Annotated in this window: 16 protein-coding genes and 3 tRNA genes; 7 read left to right on the top strand and 12 right to left on the bottom strand. The window is 54.8% G+C overall.

The window, feature by feature from the left end:
* A partial coding sequence (locus tag NZK35_RS25630; protein WP_259635370.1) for a CBS domain-containing protein occupies positions 1-1088 on the top strand: 1088 nt, incomplete at its 5' end.
* A gap of 705 nt (positions 1089-1793) precedes the next feature.
* Here NZK35_RS25630 and NZK35_RS25625 read toward each other — a convergent pair.
* Entirely contained in the window at positions 1794-2228 is a 435-nt protein-coding gene (locus NZK35_RS25625; RefSeq protein ID WP_259635369.1) for a hypothetical protein, read from the bottom strand.
* A 508-nt stretch (positions 2229-2736) separates the two neighbouring features.
* Here NZK35_RS25625 and NZK35_RS25620 point away from each other — a divergent pair.
* On the top strand, positions 2737-3147 hold the full coding sequence (locus NZK35_RS25620; RefSeq protein WP_259635368.1) for a hypothetical protein: 411 nt from the start codon (positions 2737-2739) through the stop codon (positions 3145-3147).
* Positions 3148-3181: 34 nt separating this feature from the next.
* On the opposite strand, the gene NZK35_RS25615 is transcribed toward NZK35_RS25620, so the two are convergent.
* Positions 3182-3655 (bottom strand): hypothetical protein, encoded by a 474-nt coding sequence (locus NZK35_RS25615; protein WP_259635367.1) that lies wholly within the window; start codon positions 3653-3655, stop codon positions 3182-3184.
* Positions 3656-3868: 213 nt separating this feature from the next.
* Positions 3869-4327, bottom strand: coding sequence for a macro domain-containing protein (locus NZK35_RS25610; RefSeq protein ID WP_259635366.1), 459 nt, complete (start codon positions 4325-4327; stop codon positions 3869-3871).
* An 813-nt stretch (positions 4328-5140) separates the two neighbouring features.
* Here NZK35_RS25610 and NZK35_RS25605 point away from each other — a divergent pair.
* From NZK35_RS25605 to NZK35_RS25590, 4 genes are read left to right on the top strand one after another with little or no spacing between them, the layout of a single operon-like run.
* Positions 5141-5389, top strand: coding sequence for a DUF433 domain-containing protein (locus NZK35_RS25605; protein ID WP_259635365.1), 249 nt, complete (start codon positions 5141-5143; stop codon positions 5387-5389).
* Complete coding sequence (locus NZK35_RS25600) at positions 5383-5604, top strand: hypothetical protein (protein ID WP_259635364.1); 222 nt, start codon at positions 5383-5385, stop codon at positions 5602-5604. Before NZK35_RS25605 ends, NZK35_RS25600 begins: the two co-directional genes overlap by 7 nt.
* Complete coding sequence (locus NZK35_RS25595) at positions 5601-6104, top strand: hypothetical protein (protein WP_259635363.1); 504 nt, start codon at positions 5601-5603, stop codon at positions 6102-6104. The genes NZK35_RS25600 and NZK35_RS25595 overlap by 4 nt, the downstream gene beginning before the upstream one ends.
* Entirely contained in the window at positions 6101-6634 is a 534-nt protein-coding gene (locus tag NZK35_RS25590) for a hypothetical protein (protein WP_259635362.1), read from the top strand. The genes NZK35_RS25595 and NZK35_RS25590 overlap by 4 nt, the downstream gene beginning before the upstream one ends.
* Here NZK35_RS25590 and NZK35_RS25585 read toward each other — a convergent pair.
* From NZK35_RS25585 to NZK35_RS25565, 6 genes are all read right to left on the bottom strand, one after another.
* The gene (locus tag NZK35_RS25585; RefSeq protein WP_259635361.1) at positions 6624-7172 is read right to left on the bottom strand and encodes a zeta toxin family protein; all 549 of its coding nucleotides are present in this window, start codon (positions 7170-7172) and stop codon (positions 6624-6626) included. The genes NZK35_RS25590 and NZK35_RS25585 overlap by 11 nt on opposite strands.
* On the bottom strand, positions 7169-7546 hold the full coding sequence (locus tag NZK35_RS25580) for a ParD-like family protein (RefSeq protein ID WP_259635360.1): 378 nt from the start codon (positions 7544-7546) through the stop codon (positions 7169-7171). The genes NZK35_RS25585 and NZK35_RS25580 overlap by 4 nt, the downstream gene beginning before the upstream one ends.
* A 181-nt stretch (positions 7547-7727) precedes the next feature.
* A complete protein-coding gene (locus NZK35_RS34995; RefSeq protein WP_407699835.1) occupies positions 7728-8027 on the bottom strand; it encodes a restriction endonuclease subunit S in 300 nt (99 codons plus the stop codon).
* A 159-nt stretch (positions 8028-8186) separates the two neighbouring features.
* A complete protein-coding gene (locus NZK35_RS25575) occupies positions 8187-9233 on the bottom strand; it encodes an ARPP-1 family domain-containing protein (RefSeq protein WP_259635359.1) in 1047 nt (348 codons plus the stop codon).
* Between the two features lie 77 nt (positions 9234-9310).
* Positions 9311-10873, bottom strand: a complete 1563-nt coding sequence (locus tag NZK35_RS25570; protein WP_259635358.1) for a vWA domain-containing protein — start codon at positions 10871-10873, stop codon at positions 9311-9313.
* A 347-nt stretch (positions 10874-11220) separates the two neighbouring features.
* A tRNA-Cys gene (locus NZK35_RS25565) sits at positions 11221-11291 on the bottom strand.
* Between the two features lie 52 nt (positions 11292-11343).
* Here NZK35_RS25565 and NZK35_RS25560 point away from each other — a divergent pair.
* On the top strand, positions 11344-11703 hold the full coding sequence (locus NZK35_RS25560) for a four helix bundle protein (RefSeq protein WP_259635357.1): 360 nt from the start codon (positions 11344-11346) through the stop codon (positions 11701-11703).
* 91 nt (positions 11704-11794) lie between these two features.
* Here NZK35_RS25560 and NZK35_RS25555 read toward each other — a convergent pair whose 3' ends face one another.
* From NZK35_RS25555 to NZK35_RS25545, 3 genes are all read right to left on the bottom strand, one after another.
* The gene (locus tag NZK35_RS25555) at positions 11795-11911 is read right to left on the bottom strand and encodes an SEC-C metal-binding domain-containing protein (RefSeq protein WP_259635356.1); all 117 of its coding nucleotides are present in this window, start codon (positions 11909-11911) and stop codon (positions 11795-11797) included.
* A 67-nt stretch (positions 11912-11978) separates the two neighbouring features.
* A tRNA-Ala gene (locus NZK35_RS25550) sits at positions 11979-12051 on the bottom strand.
* A 97-nt stretch (positions 12052-12148) separates the two neighbouring features.
* Positions 12149-12221 (bottom strand) — tRNA-Val (locus NZK35_RS25545).
* Between the last annotated feature and the right edge of the window lie 103 nt (positions 12222-12324).

Genomic DNA, 12324 nt, shown 5'->3' with positions numbered 1-12324 from the left:
TAAATGGGAATGCACCCGTGATAATTCCCGATGCGTTGAACGCAATTGCTGAAGATGTTCTCAACCATTCCACGAAACGGCGGGCAAAGGTCAGGACCCTATTGAGTTGGTTTGGCTACTCGCGTCGGCGAACTCACGTCGTCACCGAAATTTCGGAAGCCTTGGAGTCAGTGGGCCTGAAGACGCAACCGGACTTCCAAGATGAGTTCTTTGACAATCAAGTGTATTTTGTACCGCTAACTTCGGCCGATGGTTGTGATTCAGAGCAACACGTCGAGTCTGAAGAGCAGGCGGGCAAGCCGCCGGAAGAGATCGAAGAATACGAACCACCCGAGGAGATCGCTGCACCAGTTACACTAAGTATCATCGAGAACCCTACCTATCGAGTCAGCCATTTTGCATCGGCACGCAAAGCGGTCGTCACCGTCCTCCCAGACGACTCGATATCGCAGGTGACGACGGTGATGTTGATGAAGGATTTCGATCAGATGCCGGTGATGCGGACAACGCGTGAAGTCAAGGGCGTCGTCAGTTGGAAAAGCATTGCGCAAGCGAAGGCATCCGGAAAGCCAAGCGAACTGGCCACTCACTGCATGACCCAACCACAAATCATCGAACAGGGTGATTCGATGTTCGAGGCTGTCGATCGCGTATTGAAGTATGGTTGCGTCTTGGTGCGAAATCAAAAGCGGGAGATTTCAGGTATCATCACCGCCCATGACGTTGCCAAGTCGTTTCACGAGCTAGCCAAACCCTATCTACTCGTCGGTGAGATTGAGCGGTTGCTGCGAAACCTGATCGCAAATCACTTCACACAGAAAGATATCCGATCGGTCAAGAAGGATGATGATCGCGAAATCAACGACGTCACGGACCTGACTTTCGGTCAATACCGACGGCTTTTGGAAAACCCTGCGAACTGGGAGCGGCTTTCAATCAATGTCGAACGCAGTTACTTCATCGCCAGGCTGGAAGAAATCCGCATTGCCCGCAACGAGGTGATGCACTTTGATCCGGAAGGGCTAGTGCCTGAGCAAAAGCGCCAGCTCTGGGAGTTCGCCAATTTCCTGCACAACATTTGCCGCTAAGCCAAACCGATCATTTCAGCCAGTAAGCCGAATGGGCTTCTATTCCAAAGGAGTCATCTACCCGCTGGTACCAAAGGTCATCGCTTGGTACGACGATGTCGTCATGGCAAGAGGCTCTGCTGGGACGCCGCTAGGTGAGCTGGTCAATCGATTGCTCGAGGAAGGACAAGAAGCAGTACGTGACTGTCTATGTTGACCTCTGACCGACGGACGGATCGGCTGCGTTTTCAGAGGCCACGGCGAAGGCAATTTCCACAGCCGCCGAATCGACGTCGAAACGGTTGTTGGAGATTGGCAAAACACTTTTCGGCCAACTACGACCCAGTTTGTCTCTCGATAATGCCGGTCATGCGTACGTGAATTTGCGGGAATCACTGACAAAGAACGAACAACGATTTCTCTAGGGGCTTGCACTAAGCGACGAACCGCCTAAGCCGTTCTTATCCGACTTCACCCGTCATTGGGCTTCGCAGCGCGTCCAACGCTTAACGGGCTGCGGAGTCTTTGGAATCGAGCGTGAGGAAGCATCGTTCGTTGTTATTGATTGTTTCCTTCGGCTTTGGATCCGGCAGCTGTTTTCAAAGTAGCGATCGAGTTTTTCTTTCGTCGCGACACGACATCATTGATGACCGATTAAGTTGTACCTCGGCATCCCACTACGGGGAACGATGGATTCAAACCCGTTTGCTCATAGTATGTCGAGTTCTAAAACCCGGCCTTCTTGAGTTCGTTACTCAGTGCACGCCGGGTGGGGTATTTCGCGCGAATGGACTCCGCCTTGGCGGTTGCCATCGGATTGCCGCATGCCTTTGCGAGCAGTGAAAGCTCTTCGGCGGCTCGTTGATAGGCGGGGCGGTTTCGTTCCGCGATCGCTGCGTCGATTCGCGCGATGGACCGATCAGGATTCTCTGCGATCCGGGCCAGCGTTGCTTGAAGAATTTGTTCAGCTTCAAGGCGACGTCGTTCCGCTTCTTTCGCGGCCGCGGCTTTCGGCTCGCGTCGATTGTTCATGCATGAATTCCAATGCCGCATCATCCAGCGGCGCATCAACCGCACGAAAGCCAACCCATTGATACTCGGACATATAGCTACCTCCTGGAACTCCAACAACAGACGAAAGAATAGCAACGGTCGATGCATGGAACCACCATCGCGTTCGGGGAATTCCGAAGACAGCGATTTCGATGCGGCGTGCGACGATCCCGGGCACCAACAGAGCTGAGGGGGCCACACGATGCTCGACGAGTAGACTGTGTTAACCGGACGTCGCACTGGCTTCGCGTGCCTGTGAACGAATACTGCTGGTTGACACTCTGAGGTGTTAACCAGATTCGCAAACCCGTTGTCGCGCCTCGATCCATTCCAGGGTCACCTTGCGAGGCGCCGTTTCCGTAAGTGCTTGATTTGAGGCGATTTATGGCTGTGTCTCTAAAGACTCCAGGCGGAGAGGGTCTCGATCGGGGAGCTCGCCGAGCCCGAATAGCCGCAAACTTCGCTACCACGCGACCACACTCGCCGAGAGCCGCGGTTGATTGACGATGATGAACCCGACGAGTAGCCTCGGTGTCTTTGGTTTACGTTGAAATGCTCGCGATCTATTTTAAATTGGCCTGACGGTGCGTCTTCGGTGCGTGGAAGGAATAAGGCTGTGGGACGAAAAAAGAAGCCGTTGCCGCCGAGAGTGAAGCGGATGCGTCGCCAAGGTCAGCTTGCGTCGGCTCAGTCGTGGCTGCCGAAGTATTCAGGAAAGAATGTCTTGAAAGGCTACTGCAAGCACTTCGGCGTCGACTGGCGATGTGCGGCAGCGGAGTTGCAAATGCTCGGCGTGAAAATTGATCCGGCGTATTTGGCCATGCGTAAGAGGACCGACGCGGAAAAGACACGGCAGATTAGGGAACGAACGCAACGGCAAGAAGCGGAAGAAAACGCTCACTGGCATCCCTACACCGATCCGTTTACCGCCTATTTGGCCGGCGACTTGGCGGCTCTTCATGACCTCGAGCAGCGTGGGCCAGCCAATGAGGATGACGTATCAGATCGGGGGGATCTTCCCTTCTGAGGAATTTAGATATCGTTTGTTGCCACCAACTCAGTCACGGCAGGTGATCCCGGAGATAATCAGTCGCATGTTGTTCCGCTTCATCGTGATTGAGGACTTCGCCCTGACCATTTGTCCGCAGTCGTTCGATGAAGATTTCAGTTGCTCGGGCAACGACGTTCGGTTGCTTCAAAAATGCGTCGCTCCGTGAGTAAATGCTGTCGTCGGGACCGAATTCTCCTGCGATCAATGAATGCAGAAAGAAATTCACTGCCTGGCATATTCCCTGGCTCGGGGAATGTGTTTCTGGGGAATGCTGCTCATTCCAATGCTCAGTCAATCGATCACTCTCTGCTTGTGCTGGTACGTCATGTCGAGCAAGCGACAGCATCCAATCTAGTTCTCTTGCGGAGCCATCGCCCCCCAAACTCTCGAGGTAAAGTTTCTGGTCACGGCGAGACTCCGTTCGCGACTTAAAGAGGAGCACGGCAAGCTGCTCTGAGGTCAGTTTCAGATTTGATTCCCACATTCCTTCACTTTCCTGTGCTCATTCATGCAATCGATAGGCGACTCGGCCGATGATTATCGGCGTTACGGACCTTCGACGCAACGGAAGCCGAGGCCAGGCCGCCCGGGGGCCGAGTTTTGGCCTCGACGGTAACTTGGGCGACAAAGTTCAATCGACCCTACCCAGCGTCCGCCTCTTTCACTGCGGAGACGAAAACATTCCTGCAGCGATGACTTACGAGGGATTGAGCACAACGAGCGTATGGTCTTCGCCATCTAACGCTTGGTCGATAATCGAACTGATTGTATCCCAATCACCGCCAGCCAATCCGGCCCCGAGCATTGGATAGCCGATTCGCTTGCCGGTGAAATCAGACTGAATCTTACGAAAAACCTCCCGTATCGCGTCGTAGTCGGCTTTGGCGCCTGAGCCGCGATAGTTGAATTGTGTGTAAGCATTGACAACGGTAAATTGGAATTCGCCAGCTGTTACGTCGGCCGATGAATACGTGCCGAGCTTGTCGCGGCTTCCTTTGTTCGTCGCCAAGTCTGCTTCGTACGCGGCCGGATATTGATCACGGATCGACTTGGCAATGCCGGCTCCCATGGTGCAGAAGCAATTGCAGCCATGAATGATCACATCGAACCGACCTTGGCTGGCCAGTTTCAATAAGTCGCCTTCGATCGTCTTCACGATTTGCTCTCCCCCGAATTTCATATTTTGACACGGCATCCACGATGGTGTGAGCGTCGTAGGCGTACAAGTCGACTCCTCCAAATGGTGGGCTTTCGAACGGCGGGCACTTGTAGCCGCAGAATCTGCCACCACGCCGCCACACTCGCCACGTGTCGCGTCCCTCTGCAAACCAGGGCAAACCGTGGGGGGGCGGTCGCTCGTAGCTGCCTCGCAACGCGAGCGAGCGGGGCCGTTCCCTACCCGCCGACGGTAGGAAGCCGCGAAAGCTCGGCATGTTTGACCAAAAAATCCTGACTCTCCGCTGCTTGCCAACCGGCAACCTGAGCCGCCAGCGTGCTCAGCGACTAGCGGTTAACGCGATCTAGGTGATTGGCGGCCCAAAGGTTCGCCAAATTTGGAGCGGAAAAGGCTTGACCGATCCCCTCCAATTTGCTGTAATCCGTTAGGTTTTAATAACTTACGAAGCTCCAAGACCGAGACTCGCTCCGCAGGCAGTTGGGTTCGGGGAGCTGAATTTAAGAAAGCGAAAACTCTCGCGAACCAGTTAGCACCTGCCGCCTGAATCAGGCAGGCAGGTGTTTTCGATTTCGGCCCGGTTTTTCGCGGTGTTTTCGACGTTTTGCCCCGTCAACGAGAGTTCTCTGTTTCGTTTCTGATATTCGGCCTCCCGGACTCAACCACCCTGGTTGGCCTCGCACCCCAGAGACAACCCCCGAGAACTCTCTGAGTCTCTGTTTGACTCGGCAAACTGGTTAACACAAAAGAGAGGGCCAGTGCGAGATTCCGCGTTTCGTGTCCCAAGGTACCTCGATGACCTGGCGAGATCGTATCTCAGTTGATCCGCTCGTTTGCCACGGCCAGGCATGCGTTTTTGGTACCCGTGTGCCGGTCTCTGTCGTGCCGGACAACTTGGCCCAAGGCGTCGAGAAAACTGAAATACTCCGCAGCTATCCCAGCATCAACGCAGAAGACGTTGACGCCTGCATCGCTTATGCTGCGGAGCTGGCCCGCGAACGCATCCTTCCGCTGTCTCCGAAGGAAGGGCGAGCGTCATGCTAGAAATTGACCAACTGCAATTGGAGGCCTACCGCCGAATGACCGGCGAAGAGAGACTTAAGATTGGCCTTGGCTTATACGAAGCATCGTTGGCGATCGCTCGTGAGGGAATTCGAAACCGTTATCCTGATGCAAGTGAAGTGGAGATCGCAGAGAAGCTGAAAGCACGCATCCGTGCTGGCTACGAAATTAGCATTGTCTCAAACAAGACGCCGTGACGGAAACCGAACTACTCGTCGATTGCCTGCATCGACTCGAAACGGCTGGCATCGACTACATGTTGGTCGGTTCGATGGCTGGCAACTACTGGGGAGTTCCTCGCTCCACCCACGATATCGACTTTGTAGTCGAGTATAACGAGACCCAAGTCGATGCAATTGTCGAGGCCTTCCAAGATGAATTCTTTATTCAACAAATCAGCGTCGAGTCCGGATTGCGACCGCCCCACCAATTCAACGCCTTCGACAATCGATCCGCTTTGAAAGTGGACTTCTTTCGCGTGGCTGGTGACGAATACGAATTCGCAAGATTCAGTCGTCGCAAAAGAATCACCTTGTTCGACCAAGCCGCGTGGATGCTCGCCGAACTCCGGGAAGCGGTTGGTGGCGATGAAGGATCGCGAATCGCTGACCAAGCCGCCAAGAAGATTGCCAAGAAATATCCAACACTCAGTTACGCCAAACGAGCGTTCAAAGAAGAAGGATTGAACTACCGTTGAAACGCCGCGCCAAACCAACTAACAAAGTCGACAAAGTCGAGCCATCGCCCAGCGAGTTGATTCGATCGGCGATCAGCAAATGCAAGAAGGCAGTGTTGATTGACCTCCTGGTGGAGTTTGCGAAGCAGCACCTCGAAGTCCGTCGCGAACTGGAAGCACGCCTGAATATCGAAAAACCAGTCTCACTCTTGCTTGATGACATTGAGACAGCGATCGCTCTGGCAACCGATTTCGATGAACGACGAATGAATTACAACTTCGACTACGACCACGAATCCTACGAAGCGGTCGAAAAGGGGCTCAAGAAGCTTGTCCAGCACGAAGAACTGGAAGAAGCCAAGCGGCTTTCCATCGAACTGATGAAACGCGGCAGCTACCAAGTCGCATGCAGTGACGAGGGCTTGATGAGCTACGAGATAGAAGACTGCTTGAAACCAGTCATCAAGGCGGTCAAACGTGCCGGTGGTGAACAGGCAAAACAGTGGGCTGCCGAAATGATCAGAGCCGATGAAGGGGGCTTTAGTCGCTAACTCTCTTACCATGCGCGTAAACACCTGCCAACTGATAAGGACGTTCCAGGTTGCTGTTGTCGTAAACCAAGACATGGGGCAAGCATGCGATGGCGCGTTGAAGGTTCGCTTTCGTCCGCTCGAATCGCGATTTGAGTTTTTCGTCGGGCACATCATGCCCGCCCTGGCTGGCTCGCATCGCTACACGACGGATCGATTCGCCGACATCATGTAACTGGATAAAGATCAGCACCACGGTGTAACCCGCATCCGAGTACTTGGCGAGAGTGTCCACTTTGTCACCGACTGGATCGGAAAGCACTGTTTCAAAGATGAAACTCTCGCGCTGAGTCACCAGTGAAGATCGGATAGACGCTGCCAAATCGGCCGCCTCGTATGCGGTGATCTCCAGTCCTTCTGCGATAACATCCGCATTGATGAAACGAAGGGCACAGTCAGAAAGAAAGGTTTCAAAGAAGGTTGATTTGCCCGCGCCATTCGATCCGGCGAGGGCTACAACGATGGGCCGCTCGTTCAGAAACGCAAACGGCAGACTCAATGGTCGTCACCGACTTCTTCAAACTGCCGATCGACAAACCGACCAATGGTTTCAGTTCCGTCGGCTTCGATGCGCCGAAGTAGATCGGGCTTTCCCGGCACCGGCTTGTAATGTGGATAGGGACGCTGCTTCAGATAAGCGTCCACTTGCTTGCGACCCTTGGCGGTATCGACCTCAGCGATCGCTTGCGAAAGGGGCCGTTCGGAACCGGATCGCTGAAGCAACATCGAGCGGTCGCCGCGCAAGAGCGGTTCGATCGATTTGCCCAAACCGGCCCAGAATTCAATCTGTCCGGCAATGCTCCGCTGCGAGAAGGGCACAACCGCTCGTGCGTCGTCGACAAGTTCGTCCGATAGTTTCACTGGCTGTCCCATGAATCACCTCTACCCACATGGTAGCATTTTGCTACCGACCAGTCCAGCAATTCCGGAAACCAGAGCGAAGCGGACGCGAAACGTGTCTCTCCTCGTCCGTCAGGTGCCGTAATTTGCGGTGTTTTTGGCCGTTCGACGTTAACCACTCAGGCAACCGAGCCAACCCCGATTTGAGCTGTATTTAAAAAAGCGAAAACTCTCGCGAACCAGTTAACGCCCGTCGGTCCAGCATGACCCGCGGGCGTTTCTCGTTTTCGCCCCAATTTTCGCGGTCTTTCCACGCTGCGGCGGCCAAATCCCGAGTTCTCACTTTCGCCGAGAGAGTCCGGGCTTTCTTCTGCTGTTTGAGCAGGTCGAGCTTTCGGCGCAGCAAATCTAACTCACGGTCGCAGGCAGCCAACGTTCGAGCAATCTTCTGCTGGAGCTCCAGGGGCGGAACCGGCAAAGAGATGGAAGCGAAGTCCTTGTAGTAGAGTCGCAAACGATCCTTGGTCAGGACACGATGCCATCATTCGATGAGTCTACCTGTGGATCAAGCGAAAATCGAAAAGGACGATGACGAAATCTGTTGGTGAAAAAGGAAATGCCCGCGAAGGTGAGTTCCTCCACGGGCGTTCGTTTTCCAAATACAAGAGCCAGATCAAATCGCGAACGGTTCGGCTCGCGTCCTTGCTTGGCTCTTGACGAAGGCACTGGTGGCTGGGAGTGATGCGTAGACGATCTTGTCGCCGTCGCGGATCACTTGGCCGGTGAAGTGCTCCGAGGTTGCGGTGTCGATCGACACGTCGGCCACGGTTTCTTCATATTGCAAGTCGAGTGGTTCGTCGAGTAGTTCGCGGACCGTTGATCGGGCTCGTTCGTCTTCTTGCGAAGCGATCTCGGCAATCAACGATTCCAGCTCTTCGAGCGATGCGATTTCGACCGGAAGTTGGACCGTCGGTGATCGGTCTGGTGCGCGATCTCCGTTTGCCTTTGCCGCTTCGATCGCCAACGATCCGTAGCACTCGCGAATCAGGCTTGGCCAAATGCTCAGCCAGTATTCGTGCGATGGTGCCCGCTCGATGCCGACAACGCGGTCATCGATCAAGACGATCGCTCCAACTTGTCGCGGAACGCACTCGAACTCGGCGACGAACTCATCCAGTTCCTTCTTGAATGCCTTCAAGAAGTATTCGAGGTGACCTTGGCCTGTCACACCGAGTCGCTGGTTGAACACCGAGATGTCGTCCCACAGCTTCTGGTAGTTCTTCTCGCCTCGCTTTTGCAGTGCGTGCTCGCGCAACGCGTGCGGCAGAATCAACATGCGGTACGAACCCTTCTTGATGAATCCACCTTGCGATGCCTGAATGCAAGCCGCCGTGTCGTATCGGCGATCGCCCGCAGTCGCGACCACGCCGGCGTGCGCCATCGCGTGGTCCTGTGCGTGCTGCTTAACGACATAGCCGGCATGGCACGGAACGATCATCACCGAATCGCTCGAGTTGCGGAAGCCGAGCGTTCCGTAGCTGGTCGTGTAGACGTCCGCATCACACTGGACCGGCGATACGAATCGATCGTCGTTCAAGTCGCTGACCAGCGGGATGACTTGCATGTAGCCAACGCTTTGCAGTCGGCCAGCTTCGCATCCGCGCAGGACTTCGCGTACTTCGATGCGCGTGCTCGTGTTCTTCTTTCGCTTACGGAACATTTTTCAAAGATCTCCTGGCTATTCACCGAGATGCCCGGCGCCCGATCGTGGATCGGACGCCGGGACATTCGATGGAATTAGGCCGCCGGCAAGTAGCCAGCGACCTTGGTCATTCCAAACAGAGCCGCAACGCCGCGGTCGACGTCGGACTCAATCAACGCCTTCAGCAATCCAAGTCCGATTGCTTCCGGCTTGCTAACCGGCATCGCAACCACGGAATCGCTCAGCGTGCGAACGCCTTGTGATTCGGCCGCGAAGACCGGCGTAAATTGGTGAATCGGTGTTTGAATACCGATTCGTCGTACGGCCGCGACCGTTTCACCGAAGCGTCCGGCCGGCGCGTTTTCGTATCCATCCGACAGAACGAATACGACATCCGGATCGGACTTCAGCAACTTAACCAGTCCTGCCGCCAGCGACGTGTCGCCTGATGGTTCGACCAGTTCGTAGCTTTCGATGGCTCGACCATCCGATGTAATCGCCACGGATTCATCGGCAGTCGCCGACAATAGGTCGCCTAACGCGAGTGCCGTAGCTATCGGACGTCGAGCCTGTGTGTCATGACCGATCATCGATTGCGATGCGTCGATCAGCACACCCACTCGCTCGAACTGCACTGGCAGTCGTGCTGCGGCTGCTTCCGCCTTTTCGCGAAGGGCCTGGCGAATTTCATCGGTCATGCCCATCTCGAACGCGTAAACGTACAGTCGAACTGCGTCGTACTTCGCAGGATCGAACTCGACCTCAACACCCGACTGTTCCGCCTTTCGCTGAACGGCGATCTTTTGACCGGTTGTCAGCTGAGACTTCGTCAGTGCGAGTACTTCGGCGTTGGTACGATCCTTGTGATATCGGCTTCGCAGACCTTCCATCGTTTCCGGTGGCAGGACTGCTCCGCGATCGAAGTTCGATTTCGCGTCACGGTACGCCGCCAAGCGATCAAGCTTTAGGCCCTCCTCGTCACCAAGGATGAAGCGGACGCATTGCTCGGTACGAGCGACAACGTCACCGCGAACGAATCGCGTCACGTTTTGGCGAACGATCTGGGCTTCCTTCTCGTTGCGGTCGTCCACCGACTTCGCCAACACGCTGCGTAGGATGCTCGCCGTTCGACGACCCCACGCGTGCGTCAACGCGACCCGCAGCTTCTCACGGTACTTGACCGCCCAGAACTCCAGGCCGTCAGCACTGAGGATTTCACTCAGGATCAATCGACGCGTTCGCGCGTTGTTGACGCGGTCACGACGTAGCATTCCGAACAACTTCAGCATCCGCTGCGTTGGCAGACCGCGGACCAGGTGCGTCATTGCCACTGCTTCGAACTCGGCCGGCAGGATTCCGCCGTCGCGAGTCGTTTGCAGCAATCGGCGAACACCGATCTGGCGGCTGTAGTCCGTCACGCCCGGGAGCATCAGAGCTGCGGTGTAAACGTCACGATCGATGTCGAACAGGTCGCGATGTGCCGCCTCCACGGATGCGGCTTGTTCTTCACGTGAGTTGTAGAACGTGCCGCGGCCGGTAGCCGTTGCGACCGAGTCAAGGAAAGAGCCGAATGCAAGCGGCAGCAATTCACGCTGCGTTTCGGTCAGCCCAAACGCTTGCTTGCGGTCGTCGACTTGCGTAGCGATCAGATCTTGCATGGTAGTCTCCTCTTTCACTCGGTCGCGATTGAAACATGCAATTTGGTTGTGATGCAAAAGTGCCGGGGTAAGGTTCTGGTCAATGCCTTTGGTAAAGGTTCTTCAAACCCTCGCGTTGGTAATACGCACTGAATTGACGAGAGAGTCCCCGGCACGGAGTCGTGAGTCTCGAGCTGTGAGGCCTGAGCGAAAACACTCAAGTCTCGCGACTCAGGTCTCAAGACTGACTCGAGGTAGGTTGCCAGTCATGTTTCAAGCACGGGACTCGAACCCGTTACACTCAGATTAAGAATCTGATGCTCTAACCAAATGAGCTAGCTGTAATGACGTGCTAGTCCTCGAATCAGAAACGCTGGTGGGAGTCGAACCCACTTTGACCGGGTTGCAGCCGGTTGCCTGGCCATCTGGCTCCAGCGTTAGGATAGGGGTGAGTCTTGAGTTGTGAGTCCTGAGAAAACGAGGAATGAAATATGCGGGATCATCGTAAGTTGCGAGCCTTCGAGTTGGCGGATCAGCTTGTTATGTCCGTCTATTCAGCAACCAGGACATTCCCGAAGGACGAAATGTTCGGGCTGACTTCGCAACTTCGTCGGGCATCCGTTTCGATCGCGTCCAGCATTGTCGAAGGATGTGCAAGGAACTCTGAGGCTGATTTCCTGCGTTTCCTAGACGTAGCATTCGGATCCGTAAGGGAAGTTGAGTATCAGCTAACAATCGCTAAACACCTCGAATACACGTCGAGCGATACGGCCGAACAACTCGAGAGCCAAGCTGATGAAACTGCAAGGGTGCTCGCCGGTCTCATCCGCTCACTCCGCTCTGCTTCTTAATGCTTGTTTCTTAATGCTTGTCTTACTCAAGACTCACCCCTCAGGACTCATCACTTCTTCTCTCTAAAAGTAGTCGTCTCGATTAGAACCATCAAAAGTGGCCCGACTTGAGACAACATCGTTTGAATCGCTGTCCGCTGCCGCATGGGCAAGGATCGTTGCGTCCGAGCTTTTCTTCGAGCTGCTTTTCGCCGTGAACGACTCGCACTCCACATTTTACCTGCGTTTCCGAGGGCAGACCGTATCCGGCTGCCTTCCGTAATCAAAATTGAGAGTGGACCGGAAGGGAATCGAACCCTTCTCACCGATCTTGCAAGGATCGGTCGCCCCCTTGGAACATGCCAGCCCATTTCACTCAGAGGTCCGTCCGGGAATTGAACCCGGTCTTCGTCCACACCACAGACGCGTGCTGCCGAAACACTTACAGACCTTGTCGTTTCAAAAGTGATCGCGGAAGGAATCGAACCTTCGATCTTCTGCATGTCACGCAGACGTCTTCGCCGCTGGACCACGCGATCATGTTAGGGAGTTAGGATCTAGGTGTTTAGGGATTAGGTATTCCTAATCGTCTAACTGTCTAATTCCTAATCACCTCCCCGAGTAGCGGATCCGGGGGTCGCA

Origin of the sequence: Stieleria sedimenti (assembly GCF_025060895.1) — a bacterium.
Lineage (GTDB): Bacteria > Planctomycetota > Planctomycetia > Pirellulales > Pirellulaceae > Stieleria > Stieleria sedimenti.
Note: the sequence above shows the minus strand (reverse complement) of the source record. Positions and strands in the feature narration are given on the sequence as shown.

Excerpts from the sequence above, each read along its gene's own strand:
- NZK35_RS25580 (WP_259635360.1), bottom strand. The coding sequence starts at position 7,546 with ATGGGACAGCCAGTGAAACTATCGGACGAACTTGTCGACGACGCACGA.
- NZK35_RS25600 (WP_259635364.1), top strand. The coding sequence starts at position 5,383 with ATGCTAGAAATTGACCAACTGCAATTGGAGGCCTACCGCCGAATGACC.
- NZK35_RS25615 (WP_259635367.1), bottom strand. The coding sequence starts at position 3,655 with ATGTGGGAATCAAATCTGAAACTGACCTCAGAGCAGCTTGCCGTGCTC.
- NZK35_RS25625 (WP_259635369.1), bottom strand. The coding sequence starts at position 2,228 with ATGCATCGACCGTTGCTATTCTTTCGTCTGTTGTTGGAGTTCCAGGAG.
- NZK35_RS25560 (WP_259635357.1), top strand. The coding sequence starts at position 11,344 with ATGCGGGATCATCGTAAGTTGCGAGCCTTCGAGTTGGCGGATCAGCTT.
- NZK35_RS25575 (WP_259635359.1), bottom strand. The coding sequence starts at position 9,233 with ATGTTCCGTAAGCGAAAGAAGAACACGAGCACGCGCATCGAAGTACGC.
- NZK35_RS25570 (WP_259635358.1), bottom strand. The coding sequence starts at position 10,873 with ATGCAAGATCTGATCGCTACGCAAGTCGACGACCGCAAGCAAGCGTTT.
- NZK35_RS25605 (WP_259635365.1), top strand. The coding sequence starts at position 5,141 with ATGACCTGGCGAGATCGTATCTCAGTTGATCCGCTCGTTTGCCACGGC.